The organism is Corynebacterium sp. LaCa_282, assembly GCF_057198125.1.
Genome location: NZ_CP191095.1, coordinates 462,708 through 481,734, shown reverse-complemented (window position 1 = coordinate 481,734; position 19,027 = coordinate 462,708). Strand labels below are relative to the sequence as shown.

Sequence of the window (19,027 nt, the reverse complement as noted above, 5' to 3'; positions counted from 1 at the left end):
CTACCCTGCCTGTTGCATCGTCGCCCACAGACCCGCGATCTGGAGCTTTTTAACGTCCGCCTCAACCTTGTCCTTTTCGCCGCTGGACACGGCGGCCTTGCCTTCCGTGTGGACCTGCATCATCAGCTCGTTGGCCCGCTTTTTGTCGTAGCCCAAAACGGTTTGGAATACGTAGGACACGTAGCTCATCAAATTGACGGGATCGTCCCAGACGATGCACATCCACGGCAGGTTCTCGCTCGCGGCCACATCAACTTCGATTCCTTCATCCAAGTCGGGCGTGGCCATGGGAGAGCTCATACGGACTTCGGGGTGTTGCGGCTTCATGCCTTATAGCCTAATCATTTTTCGCTGGCATTTTGGGCATTGGGTCTCCCCGCAGCTCACCAGGGTGGTGGCCCGGGTATGCTGAAAGCTTCTTAACCTGTGAGTAGTATCAGGCTCATGAATGACATAGCACGCTCTATCGATCGCTCCACCGCTTTGCTCACGGATAAATACGAGCTCACCATGCTGCAGGCTGCGCTTCGCGATGGCACCGCCCACCGCAACGTGACCTGCGAGGTCTTTTCCCGCCGCCTGCCCAATGAGCGTCGCTACGGCGTCGTCGCCGGCACCGACCGCGTGTTGCGCGCGGTAGAGGACTTCCGCTTCTCCCCCGAGCAGCTGGAACAGATGGATTTCCTGGATGAAGATACCCGACAATACCTGCGCGACTGGCGCTTTTCCGGGCAGATCGATGGCTACCGCGAGGGCGAGCTGTATTTTCCCAACTCTCCTATCTTGACGGTGCGCGGCACCTTTGGCGAGTGCGTGGTGCTCGAAACCATCGTGCTGTCCATCTTGAATGCCGATTCCGCCGTCGCCTCTGCCGCATCCCGCATGGTCACCGCCGCCGATGGCCGCCCCATTTTGGAGATGGGCAGCCGCCGCACCCACGAGTACGCGGCCGTAACCGCCGCCCGCGCTGCCTACCTCGCCGGGTTTACCGCCACCTCCAATCTGGAGGCCGGCTTCCGCTACGGCATCCCGGTATCTGGCACCGCCGCCCACGCCTGGACCTTGGCGCACACGAACCCGGATGGCACGAGCAATGAGGAGGCGGCCTTCCGCGCGCAAATCGATACCCTGGGCATCGATACCACCCTGCTGGTGGATACCTATGACATCACCAAGGGCGTCGACACCGCCGTCAAGGTCGGTGGCCCGGAGCTTGGCGGGGTGCGCATCGATTCCGGTGACTTAGGTGCGGTGACCCGGCGCGTGCGCAAGCAGCTCGATGAGCTGGGCAATCACAATACCAATATCGTTGTTTCCTCCGATTTGGACGAGTTCGCCATTGCGGGTCTGCGCGGCGATCCCGTCGATGTCTACGGCGTGGGTACCTCCGTGGTCACCGGCTCTGGTGCCCCGACTGCGGGCATGGTCTACAAGGTCGTCGAGGTCGACGGGGTCCCGGTGGCCAAGCGCTCGTCGTCCAAGCAATCGGTGGGCGGGGCCAAGCGCGCGCTGCGCACCTACCGGTCCTCCGGCGTGGCGGTAGAAGAGGTCGTCTACCCCTTTGCCGCAGACGCGCCGGATACGGGCCAGCTCACCACCCGCGAGTTGACCATTCCCTTGATGCGCGATGGGCACATCGTAGAGGACCTGCCCGATCTTGAGGCCTCCCGCACCTACTTGAACGAGGCCCGCAAGACCCTGCCGTGGGAAGGACTGGCGCTTTCGCGCGATGACGCCGCCGTGCCCACGCGAATGGTGGGCTTTAAGGACTAGGTCGCTAGACTGTGTGGGGTGAGTGACCCCGCAGATGAGCCCCTAAACCACGACACGGAAACGCTGCTAGGCGCGGCGGTGGATGCGCTCGGCGGCTCCCGCCGCGAGGGCCAGGTTCGCATGGCTAACGCGGTATCCAAGGCCTTAGAATCCGAGCGCCACCTCGCCGTTCAGGCGGGCACGGGTACGGGTAAATCCTTGGCCTACCTGGTTCCGGCCATCCGGCATGCGATGAACTCGGGTTCCACCGTCGTCGTCTCCACCGCCACGCTGGCGCTGCAGCGCCAGTTGGTGGAGCGCGACCTCCCGCGGCTGACGGAGGCGCTAGCCGATGTCATGGAGCGCACCCCCACCTTCGCCATCATGAAGGGCCGCAATAATTACGTATGCCTGAATAAGATCGCGGCCACACCGGATGACCCGGAGGCTCTTATCGATGAGTCCGATATCTCCTACCGCGGCAAGGCCGTGCGCCGCATCCACGACTGGGCGCAGGAGACCGAAACCGGTGACCGGGATGATTTAGACTTCGGCGTGCCGGATTTGGTGTGGCGAGCGGTATCGGTGACCTCGAATGAGTGCTTGGGAGCCGGGCGCTGCCCGCACGGTGCGGATTGCTTCGCCGAAGTGGCCCGCAGGGCGGCTGCCGATGTCGATATCATCGTCACCAACCACGCCATGCTCGCCATCGACGCCATCTCTGAGGCCAATATCCTGCCCGAACACGATGTGGCGATCATCGACGAGGCCCACGAGCTCGATGGACGCATTACCTCCGTGTCCACCGCGGAGATTACCTCCCGCGCCATTAAGATGGCGGCGAACCGGGCTAAGTCATTGGGCAATGCCGGGAACCTCACGGAGTTGGCGGACGAATTCGATGATCTGCTGCGCGTGCAGGAGCCCGGCCGCTGGACGGATTTAGATGAGACGTCGCAAGCACATTTGCGCGCGCTTGCCGATGAATTCTTGCGCGTTAAATCCCTCATCTCCCGCGCCCCAGAAGGCGAGGCCAACGATGACCCAGAAAAGAACGCCGAGCGCCAAAACTTAAGCAATCACCTCACGGACCTGGCCGAGGCGATCGGGCGAATCTTGGAGGTCTTCGCCACCGATGATCCTGCCGCGCAGGACGATGTCGTGTGGGTGGAGGGCACCGATACGCTCGCCGTCGCGCCGCTGTCTATCGCGCATATGCTGCGCGAGAACCTATTTGGGGAGCAAACGGTGGTGCTCACTTCGGCCACGCTTGCCCTGGGCGGGCGATTCGACGCCATGGCGGCACAATGGGGCCTGCCGTCCGGCACGTATGACACGCTCGATGCAGGAACGCCCTTTGATCCGGCGAAATCCGGCATCTTATATACCGCCAAACACCTTCCGGCGCCGGGGCGCGATGGCCTGTCCTCTGAAACCTTGGAGGAAATATATGAGCTCATCATGGCCGCCGGCGGGCGCACGCTGGGATTATTCTCCTCGCGCCGGGCGGCGGAAGAAGCCGCGGAGGCGCTCGCGCCGCGTTTGCCGTTTGACCTCTATGTGCAGGGCGAAGATACTATCGGCACGCTGGTGGACAAGTTCTCCACGAAGGAAAACTCCTGCTTGTTTGGCACCTTGACCCTCTGGCAGGGCGTGGACGTTCCGGGGCCATCGTGCTCGCTGGTCCTCATTGACCGCATCCCCTTTCCGCGGCCCGATAACCCGCTGCTGCAGGCCCGATCCCAGGCAGCCGATGCCGCCGGGCGTTCCGGGTTCATGGAGGTCTCCGCCAATCACGCGGCCCTCCTCATGGCGCAGGGATCCGGGCGGCTCTTGCGCCACGTAACGGACCGCGGGGTCGTCGCCGTGTTGGATAACCGGCTGGAATACAAGCGCTACGGCGCATTCCTCAAGGCGTCCATGCCGCGGTTCTGGCAAACCACGAACCCAGAGACGGTGCGCGGGGCGCTTAAGCGATTGGTCGCCGCAGCGCACACACGGTAGCCGAGTCCGGGGCGATCTCGGTAAACCCAGCGTCGATGATGACCACCGCGTCCTCCTGCGCGCAGGCGGTGCGAAATACCTCCGCGTCCACCTCGCGGACGGAAAGCGGGAAACCTTCTGCTGCCCAGGCGGCGGCTTCCTCTTGGCTCATGGCGGCGGCGAGCATCATCGAGCCATGGCCCACTTGGGCGGCGGCCTTGCCCGCGGTCATGGCGAGGCTGCGGTCGACGTAGATAATGGGGGCATCGGCAAGCGGAGGCCCTGGCTCGTCCATCGCGAGATCCGTATGACCAATCTGTAGCTTGCTGATTAGCGGGTCCACCTCCCCCACCGCCGAGGGTGCAAAAGCACGCGCGCGGTCATCGACGGTCACGCCAGGCAGTAGCTGCACATCGCGCCACGCCTTATTGCGCGCGCGGCGGGCGATCTTGCGGATGCGGTGGCCGTACCACTGCGCGAGCGCCGCGGCGAAGGCACCGTCCTCACCGGCGCGGTCATCCAGACAGGTGGCCACCACGGCGCGAGCGGCCGCGGCGAGCACCTCGCTGCGCGCCGGCGGATCCTGCTTGGGCAGGTGGAGCGCGATCTGCATCGCTTGCACGGTGGACGGATCCGCGGGGTCCTCGTGAGAATCCCGGGCGGCGCAGGCGGCAACGAGGCGTTGGTGCGCTATTTCGAATTTAGACATTGGCAATCCCCAGCATCGGTAGGACGGCGTCGAGGCGGCGCGGGGTGATGCAGGCATCAGCGGCCTCGCGCAGCGCAGGCTTCGCGTCAAAGGCAATACCCAGCCCGGCAGCGGTGACCATGGCGATGTCATTGGCGCCATCGCCCACAGCAACGGTAGACTCCATGCCGATTCCGGAATCGGCGGCGAATTCGCGCAAGAATTCCTCCTTGGCCTGGCGGTCGACCACCTGCCCAATCACCTTGCCGGTCAGCTTCCCATCGCGGATTTCGAGGGTATTAGCCCGCACGTAGTCGAGCTGAAGGTCTGTGGCCAGGCCCTCGAGTACCTGAATAAAGCCGCCCGAGACCACGGCGGTGCGGTGGCCCAAACGGTGGAGGGTTCCGATCGCTTCCCTAGCACCGGGCGTGAGCTCGATATCGCGGGCGACCTCATCGATGATGGAGGCATCTAGGCCCTCCAGCACCGCGACGCGCTCGCGCAGGGACTCCTCGAAGTCCAATTCGCCACGCATGGCGCGCTCGGTCACCGCGGCCACCTCTGCTTCCTTGCCCGCGTGGGCGGCGAGCATCTCGATAACCTCGCCTTCAATCAGCGTCGAATCGCAGTCGAAGCACACCAAGCGCTTGCCGCGATTGGCCAAGCTCTCGAGGGAGAAATCAATGCCGCGGTCCTTACCCACCTCCCTCAGCGCCCGCCGTGCCGAGTCCGCGTCTTCGAGCGACACAGTAAGTTCCACCGCGGAAAGGGAATCCAATGCTATCCGGCGCATGCGAAACGTCTCCCCTTTCACGGTCTCCTGCACCGCGCTAATATCCTCGGCGGTAATCTCCGCGCCGATGAGTGCGACGGCATAGCTTGGCGCAACGGACACCTCGTGTCCGAAGGGCGCCATGGCCTCGCGCACTCGTTCTTCTAGGGCAGCGTTACCGCACTGCGCGGTGAGGGCGAGGTGATTGGAGGGGGTGGCGAGGTGGACATCGGCAAGCGGGGCAGAGAAATCAGCCAACGCGGTAAAGAAAGCGGCGGCCGCCCCTGGCTCGTCCGGTCCGAAGCTAGTAATGGTCGTGGTTTCAGCTTGAGTATTCACACCGGCCATTATCCCACACACGCCAAAGCCGCCCTCCCTACCTCTGAGAGGCTGGGGAAGGCGGCTGTAGTCAGGAGTTAAAGTGCGGGCTTAGTGCTTGCCCACGTGAGCTTCCTCGCGCATGCGCTCAACCATGTGCGGGTAGTGCAGCTCGAATGCCGGACGCTCGGAGCGGATGCGTGGCAAGGAGGTGAAGTTGTGGCCCGGAGGCGGGCAGGAGGTTGCCCACTCCAGGGAGTTGCCGTAGCCCCATGGGTCATCCACGGTAACGACCTCACCGTAGCGCCAAGACTTGAATACGTTCCATACCAGCGGGATAACGGAAGCGCCGAGGACGAAGGAGAAGATGGTGGAAATCTGGTTGAAGACCGTGAAGCCATCAGACTCGAGGTAGTCGGCGTAGCGACGCGGCATACCCATGTTGCCGACCCAGTGCTGAATCAGGAAGGTGCCGTGGAAGCCGATGAAGGTCAACCAGAAGTGAATCTTGCCCAGGCGCTCGTCCAGCATGCGGCCGGTCATCTTCGGGAACCAGAAGTACAGGCCACCGAATGCGGAGAACACAACCGTACCGAACAGGGTGTAGTGGAAGTGCGCAATCAGGAAGTAGGACTCAGCCAAGTGGAAGTCCAGCGCCGGAGCGGCGAGCATAACACCGGTCATACCGCCGAAGAGGAAGGTAGCCATGAAGCCCATGGCCCAAATCATCGGGGTATCCCAGGTGATGTGGCCCTTCCACATGGTGCCGACCCAGTTAAAGAACTTCACACCGGTAGGCACCGCAATCAGGAACGTCATGAACGAGAAGAACGGCAGCAGGATGGCGCCGGTGACGAACAGGTGGTGTGCCCAGACGGCCATGGACAGCGAGCCGATGGCCAGGATGGCGAAGACCAAGCCGATGTAGCCGAAGACCGGCTTGCGGGAGAAGACCGGGACGATCTCGGAGACAACGCCGAAGAACGGCAGCGCGAGGACGTAGACCTCAGGGTGGCCGAAGAACCAGAAGAGGTGCTGCCACAGGATGGCACCGCCGTTAGCGGAATCGTAGATGTGGCCGCCCAGCTTGCGGTCATACAGCACGCCCAAGGCGGCTGCGGTCAGCAGCGGGAAGATCATCAGCACGATGGCGGAAGCGGTGAAGATACCCCAGCAGAAGACCGGCATGCGGAACATGGTCATGCCCGGTGCGCGCAGGGTCAGGATGGTGGTGATCATGTTGATGGCGGAAGCAATGGTACCGACACCGGTAGCGCCCACACCGACGATCCACATATCGGCGCCGATACCGGGGGTATGGACGCCATCGGCAAGCGGCATGTACATGGTCCAGCCGAAGTCAGCCGCACCACCAGGGGTGATAAAGCCCAGCAGCATGACGACACCGCCGAGCAGGGTAACCCAGAAACCAAAGGCGTTCAGACGCGGGAAGGCCACGTCCGGTGCGCCGATCTGCAGCGGCAGGATGTAGTTACCAAAGCCCCAGACAACTGGCGTTGCAAAAAGCAGCAGCATCACGGTGCCGTGCATGGTGAACAGCTGGTTGAACTGCTCATTGGACAGGAACTGCAGACCCGGGGTGAAAAGCTCCGCACGGATCAGCAATGCCATAAAGCCACCGAGGAAGAAGAAGCTGAAGGCCATGATCAAGTACATGATGCCCAGCTGCTTGTGGTCGGTGGTGGTTAAAAATACCCAAGCCTTTGAACCGGTCTTTTCCCTACCGGTTGGCTCTGGACGTGTGGGAGCGACGTAATCGTCGACCCGTGGCGCCACAGCGGTCATAGAATCCTCCTGAATAACAAAGTGTCAGCGGACTGGGTCCACCTACACCTAGGTTTACCTCGATTATATTAGGACATTTTCCCCTGTTCTTGCCAGCTTCCCTTAAAGGTCTGCCAGCTTGGGGGTATTCCCTCAATAACCACAACCGTCACATAGCCCCTGCACGTGGGGCGGGCATCATTTAAGGCCTACGTTCTCTCGCCCAGGTTGTGGTGTCGCATGTCACAGCGTGCGCCAGATACGCAGGTCAAAAACCGAAAAACGCACCCCCGCTCGTTATCAACCTTTCGGTTGAGGTTAAAGCGAGGGTGCGCGGGAAAGGTTAGAAGTCCCAGTCATCGTCCGTGGTGTCCTCGGCCTTGCCGATGACATAGGACGAACCCGAGCCGGAGAAGAAGTCGTGGTTCTCATCGGCGTTGGGCGAAAGAGAAGACAAGATGGCCGGCGAGACGCGGGTCTCATCAGCTGGGAAGAGGCCTTCAAAGCCCAAGTTATTCAGGGCCTTATTGGCGTTGTAGCGCAGGAAGCGCTTGACGTCTTCGGTCCAGCCCAGCTCGTCGTAGAGATCCTCGGTGTAGTCGATCTCGTTGTCATAGAGCTCAAAGGCCAGGTCGAAGGTGTAGTCCTTCAATTCTTCCTGGCGCTTTTCATCCAGCTTCTTGTATTCCTGCTGGAATTTATAGCCAATGTAGTAGCCGTGCACGGCCTCATCGCGGATGATCAGCCGGATGATATCGGCGGTATTGGTCAGCTTCGCGCGGGAAGAGAAGTACATCGGCAGATAGAAGCCGGAGTAGAACAAGAAGGACTCCAGCAGCGTGGAGGCCACCTTCTTCTTCAACGGATCATCGCCGTTGTAGTAGGACAAGATGATCTTCGCCTTCTTCTGCAGGTTCTCGTTCTCCTCGGACCAGCGGAAGGCGTCATTGATCATCGGCGTGGAGGCCAAGGTCATAAAGATATTGGAATAGGACTTGGCGTGCACCGACTCCATGAAGGCAATATTGGTATATACCGCTTCCTCGTGCAGGGTCTGCGAATCCGGCAGCAGGGAGATCGCGCCCACCGTGCCCTGGATGGTATCCAGCAGCGTCAGGCCGGTGAAGACCCGCATGGTGGTTTCTTTTTCTTTTTCCGTCAGCGTCTTCCAGCTGGGGAGGTCATTAGAGACTGGGACCTTTTCCGGGAGCCAGAAATTACCGGTCAACCGCTCCCATACCTCGAGGTCTTTGTCATCGGGGATGGTATTCCAGTTGATAGCTTTTACCGGGCTGTCATGACTAGCAACGTAGTCATCGTATTCGTGCGACACGCGATGTCACTCCAATGCTTCACTGTGTAGAATTTCGAGTCCCAGCATACCCAATGCCGCCCCGCCTCAGCCCGCCGCACCGCGCCTATATTAAAAGCGCAGTGCACAGCCAGGAAAGGACGCCCTCACGATGGCAGAAACCACTCCCCTTTTAGGCCCTGTAGTAGACCAACTGGGCACGGATATAGTCAGCGGGGACATGGCGGAAGGCACGCGGTTTCGCCTTGGGGACATCGAGAAGCGCTTTGCCATCTCCCGCACCGTGGCGCGCGAGGCCATGCGCACCCTCGAGCATCTAGGGATGGTTTCCTCTGGGCGCCGGGTGGGCCTTAAGGTGCTGCCGCGCAGCAGCTGGGCGGTTTATGATCCCGCCGTTATTTCGTGGCGGCTGGGCCACGATAAAACGCGCGCGGAACAGGTCGCGCGCCTCAACGAGCTGCGCCTTGGCGTCGAGCCGGTGGCGGCGCAGCTTGCCGCGCGCAATGCCAGCCCACAGCAGCGCCGCGAATTGCTGCGGCTAGCAGGAAGGCTCAGCGAGCTCGAGACCACCCCTTCCCCACGGGTGGGCGAAGAACTCGAAACCGACCTGCAATTCCATACCCTCATCCTGGAGGCCTCCGGCAATGAGATGATTGCCGCGCTGGCGCCAGCCTTGCTGGCCATCTTGAAGGGCAAGTCCGTCTTTGGTTCCCGCAAGCGGGATCCGATTCGCGGAACGACGCAGCTACATATGGATTTAGCGCGGGAGATTGACGCCGGCGAGGCCGAAGCCGCCGAGCGCACCTCGCGCGCTATCCTGGACCGAGCCCGCGCTTAGAGCATGCAGGAAACGCAGCCCTCGATCTCGGTGCCTTCCAGGGCCATCTGGCGCACGCGGATGTAGTACAAGGTCTTAATGCCCTTGCGCCAAGCGTAAATCTGCGCCTTATTCACATCGCGGGTGGTGGCGGTGTCCTTGAAGAACAGCGTCAGCGATAGCCCCTGGTCCACGTACTTGGTGGCCTCAGCGTAGGTATCAACGATCTTCTCGTAGCCAATCTCGTACGAGTCCTTGAAGTACTCCAAGTTGTCGTTATCCATATGCGCTGCCGGGTAGTACACGCGGCCGATCTTGCCCTCCTTGCGGATTTCAATCTTGGAGGCGATCGGGTGGATGGACGAGGTGGAATTGTTGATATAGGAAATCGAGCCCGTCGGCGGCACTGCCTGGAGGTTGCGGTTGTAGAGGCCGTACTTGGCGACGTCCTCCTTCAGCTCCGCCCAGTCTTCTGCGGTGGGGGTGTAGATGGAGGAGGCATCGAAAAGAGCCTTGACCTTTTCCGTGCGCGGCTGGAACTCCGCCGGATCGTAGGAGTCGAAGAACTCGCCGCTGGCGTAGTCAGATTCGGGGAACTCGGTGAAGGTCGTGTCGCGCTCGCGGGCGATCTTATTGGAGGCGCGCAGGGCGGCGTACATGATGGCCGCGAAGTAGGCGTTGGTGAAGTCCAAGCCCTCCTCGGAGCCGTACTCGATGTGCTCGCGGCCCAAGTAGCCGTGCAGGTTCATCTGGCCCAGGCCGATGGCGTGCGAGTCATCGTTGCCCTTGCGCACGGATGGAACGGAATCGATGGAGGTCTTATCCGCCACCGAGGTCAGCCCGCGAATCGCGGTCTCCACCGTTTGGGAGAAGTCCGGCGAGTCCATGGTCATGGCGATATTCAGCGAACCCAGGTTGCAGGAAATATCGTTGCCCACCTGGTCATAAGAAAGATCCGCATTGAGCTCGGAAGCGGAGTTGACCTGCAAGATCTCCGAGCACAGGTTGGACATATTAATCCGGGAGGTCTTGACCGGGTTGGCGCGGTTTACCGTATCTTCATACATGATGTACGGGTAGCCGGACTCGAACTGCAACTCCGCCACGGTTTGGAAGAAGTGGCGCGCGTTGATCTTCTTCTTCCGGATGCGCGGGTCCTCGACCATTTCTTCGTAGTGCTCGGTAACGGAGATATCGCCGAAGGCCTTACCGTAGACGCGCTCGACGTCGTACGGCGAGAACAGGTACATATCGTCGTTCTTCTTGGCCAGCTCGAAGGTGATATCCGGGATCACTACGCCCAAGGACAGCGTCTTGATGCGGATCTTTTCATCCGCGTTCTCGCGCTTGGTGTCGAGGAAGTTCATGATGTCCGGGTGGTGGGCGTTGAGGTACACCGCGCCCGCGCCCTGGCGCGCACCGAGCTGGTTAGCGTAGGAGAATGCATCCTCCAGCATCTTCATCACCGGAATGACGCCGGAAGACTGGTTCTCGATGTGCTTAATCGGCGCGCCGGATTCGCGGATATTGGACAGCAGCAGGGCCACGCCGCCGCCGCGCTTGGACAGCTGCAGCGCGGAGTTGATGGAACGGCCGATGGATTCCATATTGTCTTCGATGCGGAGCAGGAAGCAGGAAACCAATTCTCCGCGCTGCTGCTTGCCGGCATTCAGGAAGGTCGGCGTAGCCGGCTGGAAGCGGCCGGTCATGATCTCATCGACGAGGCGCTCTGCCAGCTCACCATCGCCATCACCAAGGAAAAGCGCCGTCATAGAGACGCGGTCCTCAAAGCGCTCCAAGTACCGGCGGCCGTCGAAGGTCTTCAGCGTATAGCTGGTGTAGTACTTATAGGCGCCAAGGAAGGACTTGAAGCGGAACTTATAAGAGTAGGCGCGCTTGAATAGGGACTTGATGAACTCGAAGTCATAAGCCTCAATGACCGCTGGGTCATAGTACTTATTGCGCACCAGGTAATCGATCTTTTCTTCCAAGTCGTGGAAGTAGACCGTGTTCTGATTAACGTGCTGCAAGAAGAACTGATTGGCGGCCTCGCGGTCCTTATCAAATTGAATCTTGCCGTCTCCGTCGTAGAGATTCAGCATGGCGTTGAGCGCGTGGTAATCCAGCTGCTCTTCCTGCGATACTGGCTCTGCTACGGTCTTTCCCAATTGCGTACTCACAGCTGACGCGGCCTTTCTTAAAATCAGGATTCTATTAGGTGTGTCGCACCGCGGCTAGGCGGCCTCATCCAGTCCCAACTGGGAAGCATTAGCCAGCAGGCCTTCGCGACAAATTTTTATATCTTCATCGTTTCCGAGCAACTCGAAACGATATACATAGGGCACCTTACATTTGGCGCTGATGACGTCACCAGCCTTGCCAAAATCGGCGCCGAAGTTGCTATTTCCTCCGGCGATAACCGCCCGAATAAAACTGCGGTTGTGCTCATTATTAAGGAATCTAATTACCTGCACCGGTACGGGCCGGGAGTTTTGGTGGCTAATGGAGGCTCCCCCGCCGTAGGTGGGGCACACCAAGACGAAAGGCTCGTTAACCACTAGCGGCTCATCGGTGCGGCGCAAGGGGATTCGTGCGCTAGGGAAACCTAGCTTCTGCACGAACCGGTGCGTATTTTCCGTAGTAGAGGAAAAATACACGACCAACATGACGGCACCTCCCTCCTCGGCTGCTTACGCAGAGGCGGCTAGTGCTGCAAGGTTCTTGATGCGGTCAGGGCGGAAGCCGGACCAGTGCTCGCCGTTTGCTTCTACGACGGGTGCCTGGACGTAGCCCAGAGCCATAATGTAGTCACGGGCTTCATCGTCCACGGTGACATCTACCACGTTGAAATCCAGACCCGCGCGGTCAAGGGCCTTCTTGGTGGCGTTGCACTGAACGCAAGCGGGCTTGGTGTAGACGGTGATAGACATAATAACTCCCTAAAATCCTTTTGCGAGATAGCTTTTGCTCGTAGAAAGCGGAGGTTCTGACCCCTTTTCGGGCCACTTCCTGCACCGCTCTGAGCGACACCAACGACACTATACTTTGGGGGAATTGACCGCAACTGACACAACATATAGTAGTTACACCCATGATATTCCCAGGAGGACCAGGGGCGAGACCCCACATGTTGACCACCCCGGCACCCAACCATGAAACTACACGCCTGACATTCCTGCGGGTTTACCTTCTGTTCACCTAAACATGTGGCAAAGTTCACATTCCGGCGTCGAGGCGTAGAAACGAAAAATCCGCCCCGCTCCGAACGCTCGGAGGAGGCGGACTTCCTTAAGTTTCAATTAGCCCTGACGAGCCTTGAAACGGGGATCCTTCTTGTTGATCACGAAGACCTTACCGTGGCGGCGAATAACCTGGGCGCCCGGCTTCTTCTTCAGCGACCGAAGGGACTTACGGACCTTCATCGGGCGCTCCTTTCGTTATGCGCAATCTACATGCGGTTGAGTAAATAAAGCACGGACTGGGAATCCCCAGCCATGACACGAGGAATAATTTTACCTCACGCGGCCATTAAGACCAAAACACTAGGGCTTAATGGGGTGCGGATTCCCGCGAGTAGCGGGATTTCATCTCCTCGCCTACCTCATCCAGGCTACGTCCCATGGTCTCTGGTACCAAAATGCGGGTGTAGCCGATGGCGATGAGCCCCAGCACGCCAAAGACGCCAAAGGCCACTGGGCCGGTGAGCCACTCCACCAGCGGCAGGAAGTACTGGGCCACGGCCCAGTTGGTGGCCCACAGCGAGAGCCCGGCGATGCCCATGCCCAAGCCGCGCACCTGCAGGGGCACGAGCTCCGAGATGAGCAACCAGGTCGTCGGCGAGACCGCTGCTTGCTGGAAGGCAATGAACGAGGCCATAAATACCAGCGAGACCATCGCCATCGTGGTGGAATCGGCGGCGTGCGAGTACGCCACGGACAAGATGAATAGCGAAATCACGTTGCCGGTCAGGCCGATGAGCAGCAGGCGTTTGCGACCGATGCGGTCGACCACCTTGAGGCCCACCCAGCAGGCAATAACGGATACCACGCCAATGACAATCGAGGTATAGACCGAGTTGGTGGTAGAAATCCCCACCTGGCTCATCATGGTGGGCGCGAAGTAGACGATGGCATTAACGCCGGTAATCTGCTGGGTCAGGCCCATCAGCATGGCGAGCAATACCGTCACCTGCATCCAACGATTGGCCTTCAGTGCCTTCCACTCGGAGCCGCTGGAACGGCGCGCCGTTTCTTGGGAGGTAAGCTCTGCCAGATCCATCCCGGCGCGGCCTGCGACCTCGCGGGCCCGCGCCATTTTGTTATGCGTGGCGAGCCAGACTGGGGTCTCTGGCAAGAAGAGCATGCCGACGGCGAGGGCGGCACCCGGTACGGCTGCAAGCCCCAGCATCCATTCCCAGCTTTCCGTGGGCGCGAGGGCAGAATTTACCAGGTAGGCCAACAACTGGCCTACCACGATCAACAGGGTATTCAGGGAGACCATGCGCCCGCGGATCTTGGCCGGCACCATCTCTGAGATATACATGGGCGAAACAATGGATACCGCACCGACGGCAAAGCCCAAGAAGGTACGGGCCGTGGCCAGCATCGTCACCGATCCAGCCAGCGCGCACCAGATAGAGCCCAAAACGAAAATGATGCCGCCGGCAATCAGCGTAAAGCGGCGGCCAAAACGGTCCGCGATGCGGCCTGCGGTCAACGCGCCCACCGCGGCACCCACCAGCAGCATGGAGGTCACCCAGCCCTCTTGGTGGGCGGTCATATTAAATTCCGGGGTGATATACAGCAAAGCACCGGACATCACGCCGGTGTCGTATCCAAATAATAAACCGCCAAGGGCGGCAATTCCTGCAACTACCTTGACATAACTTTCTTTATTCACAGCACGCAATTGTGTCAGGAGACTACGATGAACGTCATGTCACCCGATGCCGAAAACTTGCAACAATCCATCATAAAACAGCTGGATGTACGCCCCTTTATCGATCCAGAAGAGGAAATTGCCCGCCGCGTGGATTTCCTCGTGGAATACTTGGAAATGACCCATGCCAAAGGCTACGTGCTAGGCATTTCCGGCGGCCAGGATTCCACCTTGGCGGGAAAACTCACCCAGCTAGCAGTAGAGCGGGTAGAAGGCGCCGAATTCTGGGCCGTGCGCCTGCCCCACGGCACGCAGGCGGATGAGGATGATGCCCAAATCGCCCTCGACTTCATCCAGCCCGATCGCCGGCTCACCGTTGATATTCAACCGGCCACCGCGGCGCTAAGCCACGAGGTCGCCCGTGCGGTAGGCCAAGATTCCTTGAACGATTTCAACCGCGGCAATGCCAAGGCGCGCCTGCGCATGACCGCGCAATATGCCATCGCCGGCGAGGTGGGCGCGCTCGTTGTGGGCACGGACCACGCCGCCGAAAACGTCACCGCGTTCTACACCAAGTGGGGCGATGGCGCGGCAGACCTACTCCCTCTGGCCGGGCTGAATAAGCGCCAAGGCGCGGCTTTGCTCAAGCACCTGGGCGCGCCGGAGTCCACCTGGTCCAAGGTCCCTACCGCGGATTTGGAAGACGATAAGCCGCAGCTTCCCGATGAAGAGGCGCTCGGCGTCACCTACGCCCACATCGATGACTACTTAGAGGGCAAGGCGGTTCCCGATGCCGCCCGCGAGCGCATCGAGACCCTGTGGCACCGCGGCATCCACAAGCGCCAGATGCCGCAAGGGCCAACCGCCTAGGCCAGCGCCTCCAGCGTGGCAAGAGCCGCGCGCTCCAGCGGCCGGTTATACGCCGAGCCGTGGGTCAGCGCGTGCACGGCCAGCGGGTGCAGTTGGTGCATGGGAATCCAGGTTTCAATATCTTTCGGCGCCCCATAGCCGCGGAAGATTTCTTCTATATAGGGCGCGCCGAATAGGGCCAGCATGCCCAAATCAGTGTGCGGGTGCCCGCCGTGGGCGGCGGGATCGATCATGATGCCACCCTGGGCATCGAAAAGCAGGTTGCCCGCCCACAGGTCACCGTGGATGCGCGCGGGCGCCACGTCCCAGCTACGGGCGGCAATGGCATCGCAGGCCCGCTTGACCAGGTCCCGCTGCGCGGTGCTGATTCCGGCCGGCTCCGCAAAGGGCAGCACGCGCTGCTGGGTATAAAATTCACCCCAGTTATCGGTGGGCGTGCACTCCTGTTCAATGGTGCCGATGAAGTTTTTGCCTTCCCATCCCTCCGGCGCGCTGCCAAAAGCCGCGGCCCCGGCGCGGTGCATGCGCGCGAGCTCCGCACCAAACTTCCGCGCGGCCTCTGGAGTGGGCGCTACCTCGTCAATGCGCTTGGTTACGATTTCCTTCCCGTCCGCGCGCACGACGGTGACTACCGCATCCGTGGCTTCCGCCAGCCACCGCAATCCGGCGGCTTCGGCGCCTGCTTGATCTTCATCGCGTACTCGCTTCGAGAAAGTCTGCATACCCGCCAGCATAACGATTTTCGCTACTCCATTTTTGCTTGTCCCAGAAAACCTTTAGGATCATCGTGGCCTTAATCATCCCCTATCAGTGTGGCTTCCGTCCCTGCGGAAGCCTTGAGGTACACCATGAAAAACTTCAGTAAACTTGCCGCGATTGCCGCTTGCACTGCCGCACTCGTGGGAGGTAGCACCGTCGCTACCGCGGCCGTGCCTGGCAATACGGTCCTGACGGGCGATAGCGTCGTCGCCAACCCTAATTTCCTTGATTACGCGCAAAACCGCGCCGGTATAAAAGCAAACACCAAGGTCGGTTGCATTACCGATAACTCCATCGCCAACGAAATGACGCGGGTATCCGGTGCGCATGTGGATCAGTACCAGTGCGCCGGCGCATCCTTTGGCACCGGCGGCCAGCACATCGATGACACCCTGCGCACGGCCGCCCGCAACGGGGATCTCAACCCCGAGACTAGGAATGTTGTCATCCACGCCGGCGCAAATGACACTTACCCGCACAAGGACAATATCGCGGCTTCCGAGCACTTCCTGCGCACCGGCATGCGCAGCGCCATCGATGTCGCCCACCACTTTGCGCCGAATGCCAAGGTAACCATCGTGGGATACCCGCGGGTCTCCAATAACAACTCCGCGTGCCTGACCTCTGCCACCATCCCGATTCCGGCTAGCAGGGTTGCTTCTACCGAAGAGCGCCTGCAAAACACCCTGCGCGAGGTAGCCGAGCAGAACGGCGCTTCCTTCTTGGACGCTCACCCGATTTCCACGGGCCACGATAACTGCTCTCCTGACCGCTGGTGGGTCAACCTAGTAGACCCGCTGCCACCGGCACCAGGTAACCTGCCGCTGCACCTCAACGCCAACGGCACCCACGCGCTGGGCGAACTCATCGGCCACTCGCTGAAGTAAGGAAAAAGAGTCTCGAGAAGCTATCTAGCCTCTCGAGACTCTTAATTTGTGGAGCTAACGGGATTCGAACCCGTGACCCCCACACTGCCAGTGTGGTGCGCTACCAGCTGCGCCATAGCCCCATATACGAGGTGCAACCCTGTGGGCCGCAACTCGTATGAATATACATGGCAAGTATTTAACTCACCAAATCGCCTGCTACTTGGTGGCGATGTCTACCCAGTCATTCAAGGACTCGCCGGATTCACGGTCCGGAATATCCTTGCCATCCTGGACAATGCGCGGCGAGGAAACCGAGCCGGTTGCCTTATTCAGCTTATCGTAGTTGGCCTTGGCCACCTTATTGCCCTGCTTGATATCCACGTTCTTGATGGAATCAACCACGTCATCCTCGGCGCCGAGTTCCTTGGCTTGGTCAGCGATGTCCTCGATATCCCACTTAGTGGCGATGCTCTGCTGGTTCTTCATCATGTAGTCGCGCAAATTCCAGTAGGTCTTTACGTCGCCAGACTTAGCCAGCTCTGACATGGCTGCGACGGCCTTGGTGGAGTAACCGTCCTCGTTTTCGACATCCTCGCCGTCTAGGAAGTTCAGCGTGCGCACGTGGACAATCAGCTTGCCGTCCTCAATCGCCTGCTTCATGTCCTCATCGGTGTTTTCCGCCAGATCCGCGCAGTGGGGGCAGGAGAAGTCTTCGTACAGGTCTACCTCTGGAGTATCGTCATCGGCCGCATCGGACTTCAGGGTAATCGCGTTGTCCTTATAGTCCATGGACATGTTGACGTCTTGCACCTCGATTTCATTGGCCTGCTTACCATTCCACACGATGTAGCCAATGACCACAGCGATAATGACGAGGAGGACGCCGACGCCCCAGATGAAACCATTGCCAGACTTGGCATTCGGGTCACTTACTTTGCTCATTTAAACCTTGCCTGTTGATACTTTCGGACTCTTGCAACCTACTGTGCCCACCGCTACGGGTGGAGCGCAAATTTCGTGAACGGGCGTTTGATGGTCCATGCGGTAAGGGCGAGGAAGGCGGCATCGCGAAGCAGCGTCAGCCCATAGTTCATGCCCGGCTCCGCAGTAGCGTCACCAGCACCAAAGCACCCGCAATCGATATCCAGCCCACGCAGCCATGCCTGCAGGATGCCGACCATGAAAAGCACCATGACCACGGCCGCTACCTTGGAAGACTCGCGAAGGAAAATCCCCAGCAAGAGCAGCATTCCACCCACTAGCTCCAGCGGCCCAATGAGCTGGGCCAAATACCCAGACCATTCCGGCGTGAAAATCTCATAGGCCTTGATGGATTGCAGGGTATCCAGCGGGTGCGCCATCTTCTCTACGCCAGCGATGATCCACACCGCCGCCATGCCAAAGCGGGCAATAAAGCTCACCACATCAAACGCGTTATTCACGCGGATTAGTTTAGCGTTTAACCTCCCCTTTTCGGACACAAACCCCTGTGCTTTTCCTGAGACTTCGCCCACTATAATGGGCCTCATGCCACACTCCTTGACCGTCGGTTCCGGTGCCGCACTCGGCGCCGGGACCCGTTATCTTTTAACCATCGCGCTCGGCGGCGGGCTGATCCCACTGCTTATCCTCAACATTGCCGGCAGCGCGCTGATGGGCTATACCCGCCCGGGCCCCTTTTGGGGAACCGGCTTCTTAGGCGGTTTCACCAGCTTTGCTGGCTTTGCTTTCTTCACCGCAGACTCCCACTGGAGCATCGCCCTGGCCTATGTCGCGGCCACCCTCGTGGGCTGCACCGCCGCCTACCTCGCTGGGGATAAGCTGCGATGAACCTGCTCTTCGTCCTTATCGGCGGCTTTTTCGGCGGCGCGGCGCGCTACGGCTTTACCCGCCTGCTGCCCTCGCCGTATTGCACCTTCGTATCCAATATCCTAGGTGCCTTGGTCTTTGGCCTAGCGGTGGGCTTTGCGCAGCTTGCCGATGCCCCCTTTGCCCATCCCCTCTTCGCCCTCGGCCTCGCCGGTGGTCTTTCTACGTGGTCCACCATGGCGAAAGAGCTTGGGGAAATGGTCAAGCAGCGGCACTGGTGGCCGCTGTGTAAGTACCTGTTTTGGACCATCGGGATCGGAGTGGTCCTCGCCTGGCGCGGAGTAATGTGGGCCGGCCTTATCTATCACGGGATCTAGGTAGACAACTCCCAGCTTTCTCCTAAACACATTTCCCC

At 60.1% G+C, this 19,027-nt stretch carries 20 protein-coding genes and 1 tRNA gene; 7 read left to right on the top strand and 14 right to left on the bottom strand.

Features of this window, described 5'->3' with window-relative positions; genetic code table 11:
• The gene (clpS, locus tag ACP8KU_RS02195; RefSeq protein WP_005277757.1) at positions 1-327 is read right to left on the bottom strand and encodes an ATP-dependent Clp protease adapter ClpS; all 327 of its coding nucleotides are present in this window, start codon (positions 325-327) and stop codon (positions 1-3) included.
• 117 nt (positions 328-444) lie between these two features.
• Between clpS and ACP8KU_RS02190 the strand changes: the two genes are divergently transcribed.
• Together ACP8KU_RS02190 and ACP8KU_RS02185 are read left to right on the top strand one after the other, a co-directional pair.
• A complete protein-coding gene (locus ACP8KU_RS02190; protein WP_005284538.1) occupies positions 445-1,773 on the top strand; it encodes a nicotinate phosphoribosyltransferase in 1,329 nt (442 codons plus the stop codon).
• A gap of 18 nt (positions 1,774-1,791) precedes the next feature.
• Positions 1,792-3,756 carry an ATP-dependent DNA helicase gene (locus ACP8KU_RS02185; protein WP_484483905.1) on the top strand — a complete coding sequence of 655 codons (1,965 nt, stop codon included), beginning with the start codon at positions 1,792-1,794 and terminating at the stop codon, positions 3,754-3,756.
• On the opposite strand, the gene ACP8KU_RS02180 is transcribed toward ACP8KU_RS02185, so the two are convergent.
• The 4 genes from ACP8KU_RS02180 to nrdF form a co-directional block, all read right to left on the bottom strand.
• The gene (locus ACP8KU_RS02180) at positions 3,722-4,444 is read right to left on the bottom strand and encodes a peptidyl-tRNA hydrolase (protein ID WP_023016970.1); all 723 of its coding nucleotides are present in this window, start codon (positions 4,442-4,444) and stop codon (positions 3,722-3,724) included. The two genes, ACP8KU_RS02185 and ACP8KU_RS02180, sit on opposite strands and share 35 nt — an antisense overlap.
• Positions 4,437-5,543, bottom strand: coding sequence for a phosphoserine phosphatase SerB (gene serB, locus ACP8KU_RS02175; RefSeq protein WP_484483904.1), 1,107 nt, complete (start codon positions 5,541-5,543; stop codon positions 4,437-4,439). Before serB ends, ACP8KU_RS02180 begins: the two co-directional genes overlap by 8 nt.
• Before the next feature lie 81 nt (positions 5,544-5,624).
• Complete coding sequence (gene ctaD, locus ACP8KU_RS02170) at positions 5,625-7,319, bottom strand: aa3-type cytochrome oxidase subunit I (RefSeq protein ID WP_005277744.1); 1,695 nt, start codon at positions 7,317-7,319, stop codon at positions 5,625-5,627.
• A gap of 322 nt (positions 7,320-7,641) precedes the next feature.
• Positions 7,642-8,631, bottom strand: a complete 990-nt coding sequence (gene nrdF / locus ACP8KU_RS02165; protein WP_023016968.1) for a class 1b ribonucleoside-diphosphate reductase subunit beta — start codon at positions 8,629-8,631, stop codon at positions 7,642-7,644.
• Between the two features lie 130 nt (positions 8,632-8,761).
• On the opposite strand from nrdF, the gene ACP8KU_RS02160 reads away from it, so the two are divergent.
• A complete protein-coding gene (locus ACP8KU_RS02160) occupies positions 8,762-9,448 on the top strand; it encodes a FadR/GntR family transcriptional regulator (RefSeq protein ID WP_484483903.1) in 687 nt (228 codons plus the stop codon).
• Here the strand turns inward: ACP8KU_RS02160 and nrdE are convergent.
• The 5 genes from nrdE to ACP8KU_RS02135 form a co-directional block, all read right to left on the bottom strand.
• Complete coding sequence (gene nrdE / locus ACP8KU_RS02155) at positions 9,445-11,607, bottom strand: class 1b ribonucleoside-diphosphate reductase subunit alpha (protein ID WP_126319713.1); 2,163 nt, start codon at positions 11,605-11,607, stop codon at positions 9,445-9,447. The genes ACP8KU_RS02160 and nrdE overlap by 4 nt on opposite strands.
• Positions 11,608-11,661: 54 nt before the next feature.
• A complete protein-coding gene (nrdI, locus tag ACP8KU_RS02150; protein WP_005277734.1) occupies positions 11,662-12,093 on the bottom strand; it encodes a class Ib ribonucleoside-diphosphate reductase assembly flavoprotein NrdI in 432 nt (143 codons plus the stop codon).
• 24 nt (positions 12,094-12,117) lie between these two features.
• Complete coding sequence (gene nrdH, locus ACP8KU_RS02145) at positions 12,118-12,357, bottom strand: glutaredoxin-like protein NrdH (RefSeq protein ID WP_023029185.1); 240 nt, start codon at positions 12,355-12,357, stop codon at positions 12,118-12,120.
• A 369-nt stretch (positions 12,358-12,726) separates the two neighbouring features.
• Positions 12,727-12,849: a type B 50S ribosomal protein L36 gene (gene ykgO / locus ACP8KU_RS02140; protein WP_003847162.1), complete on the bottom strand. Its 123-nt coding sequence runs from the start codon at positions 12,847-12,849 to the stop codon at positions 12,727-12,729.
• A 127-nt stretch (positions 12,850-12,976) separates the two neighbouring features.
• Entirely contained in the window at positions 12,977-14,326 is a 1,350-nt protein-coding gene (locus ACP8KU_RS02135) for a sugar porter family MFS transporter (RefSeq protein ID WP_284612749.1), read from the bottom strand.
• A 27-nt stretch (positions 14,327-14,353) separates the two neighbouring features.
• On the opposite strand from ACP8KU_RS02135, the gene nadE reads away from it, so the two are divergent.
• Entirely contained in the window at positions 14,354-15,175 is an 822-nt protein-coding gene (nadE, locus tag ACP8KU_RS02130; protein ID WP_023030294.1) for an ammonia-dependent NAD(+) synthetase, read from the top strand.
• On the opposite strand, the gene ACP8KU_RS02125 is transcribed toward nadE, so the two are convergent.
• Positions 15,172-15,909: a fructosamine kinase family protein gene (locus ACP8KU_RS02125; RefSeq protein ID WP_023016963.1), complete on the bottom strand. Its 738-nt coding sequence runs from the start codon at positions 15,907-15,909 to the stop codon at positions 15,172-15,174. The genes nadE and ACP8KU_RS02125 overlap by 4 nt on opposite strands.
• A 114-nt stretch (positions 15,910-16,023) precedes the next feature.
• On the opposite strand from ACP8KU_RS02125, the gene ACP8KU_RS02120 reads away from it, so the two are divergent.
• A complete protein-coding gene (locus ACP8KU_RS02120) occupies positions 16,024-16,821 on the top strand; it encodes a GDSL-type esterase/lipase family protein (RefSeq protein WP_023016962.1) in 798 nt (265 codons plus the stop codon).
• Between the two features lie 49 nt (positions 16,822-16,870).
• On the opposite strand, the gene ACP8KU_RS02115 is transcribed toward ACP8KU_RS02120, so the two are convergent.
• The 3 genes from ACP8KU_RS02115 to ACP8KU_RS02105 all read right to left on the bottom strand — a co-directional run bounded on the left by ACP8KU_RS02115 (position 16,871) and on the right by ACP8KU_RS02105 (position 18,245).
• Positions 16,871-16,943, bottom strand: a tRNA-Ala gene (locus tag ACP8KU_RS02115).
• Positions 16,944-17,019: 76 nt separating this feature from the next.
• Positions 17,020-17,745 (bottom strand): DsbA family protein, encoded by a 726-nt coding sequence (locus ACP8KU_RS02110; RefSeq protein WP_023029188.1) that lies wholly within the window; start codon positions 17,743-17,745, stop codon positions 17,020-17,022.
• A 53-nt stretch (positions 17,746-17,798) separates the two neighbouring features.
• Complete coding sequence (locus tag ACP8KU_RS02105) at positions 17,799-18,245, bottom strand: MauE/DoxX family redox-associated membrane protein (protein WP_237801536.1); 447 nt, start codon at positions 18,243-18,245, stop codon at positions 17,799-17,801.
• 85 nt (positions 18,246-18,330) lie between these two features.
• On the opposite strand from ACP8KU_RS02105, the gene ACP8KU_RS02100 reads away from it, so the two are divergent.
• Complete coding sequence (locus ACP8KU_RS02100; RefSeq protein WP_237801537.1) at positions 18,331-18,633, top strand: fluoride efflux transporter family protein; 303 nt, start codon at positions 18,331-18,333, stop codon at positions 18,631-18,633.
• Complete coding sequence (locus ACP8KU_RS02095; protein WP_237801538.1) at positions 18,630-18,989, top strand: fluoride efflux transporter FluC; 360 nt, start codon at positions 18,630-18,632, stop codon at positions 18,987-18,989. The genes ACP8KU_RS02100 and ACP8KU_RS02095 overlap by 4 nt, the downstream gene beginning before the upstream one ends.
• Positions 18,990-19,027 lie beyond the last annotated feature (38 nt).

Excerpts from the sequence above, each read along its gene's own strand:
- clpS (WP_005277757.1), bottom strand. The coding sequence starts at position 327 with ATGAAGCCGCAACACCCCGAAGTCCGTATGAGCTCTCCCATGGCCACG.
- nrdH (WP_023029185.1), bottom strand. The coding sequence starts at position 12,357 with ATGTCTATCACCGTCTACACCAAGCCCGCTTGCGTTCAGTGCAACGCC.
- ACP8KU_RS02160 (WP_484483903.1), top strand. The coding sequence starts at position 8,762 with ATGGCAGAAACCACTCCCCTTTTAGGCCCTGTAGTAGACCAACTGGGC.
- ykgO (WP_003847162.1), bottom strand. The coding sequence starts at position 12,849 with ATGAAGGTCCGTAAGTCCCTTCGGTCGCTGAAGAAGAAGCCGGGCGCC.
- ACP8KU_RS02180 (WP_023016970.1), bottom strand. The coding sequence starts at position 4,444 with ATGTCTAAATTCGAAATAGCGCACCAACGCCTCGTTGCCGCCTGCGCC.
- ACP8KU_RS02100 (WP_237801537.1), top strand. The coding sequence starts at position 18,331 with ATGCCACACTCCTTGACCGTCGGTTCCGGTGCCGCACTCGGCGCCGGG.
- nrdI (WP_005277734.1), bottom strand. The coding sequence starts at position 12,093 with ATGTTGGTCGTGTATTTTTCCTCTACTACGGAAAATACGCACCGGTTC.
- nadE (WP_023030294.1), top strand. The coding sequence starts at position 14,354 with ATGAACGTCATGTCACCCGATGCCGAAAACTTGCAACAATCCATCATA.
- ACP8KU_RS02125 (WP_023016963.1), bottom strand. The coding sequence starts at position 15,909 with ATGCTGGCGGGTATGCAGACTTTCTCGAAGCGAGTACGCGATGAAGAT.
- ACP8KU_RS02190 (WP_005284538.1), top strand. The coding sequence starts at position 445 with ATGAATGACATAGCACGCTCTATCGATCGCTCCACCGCTTTGCTCACG.
- ACP8KU_RS02110 (WP_023029188.1), bottom strand. The coding sequence starts at position 17,745 with ATGAGCAAAGTAAGTGACCCGAATGCCAAGTCTGGCAATGGTTTCATC.
- serB (WP_484483904.1), bottom strand. The coding sequence starts at position 5,543 with ATGGCCGGTGTGAATACTCAAGCTGAAACCACGACCATTACTAGCTTC.
- ctaD (WP_005277744.1), bottom strand. The coding sequence starts at position 7,319 with ATGACCGCTGTGGCGCCACGGGTCGACGATTACGTCGCTCCCACACGT.
- ACP8KU_RS02120 (WP_023016962.1), top strand. The coding sequence starts at position 16,024 with ATGAAAAACTTCAGTAAACTTGCCGCGATTGCCGCTTGCACTGCCGCA.
- ACP8KU_RS02095 (WP_237801538.1), top strand. The coding sequence starts at position 18,630 with ATGAACCTGCTCTTCGTCCTTATCGGCGGCTTTTTCGGCGGCGCGGCG.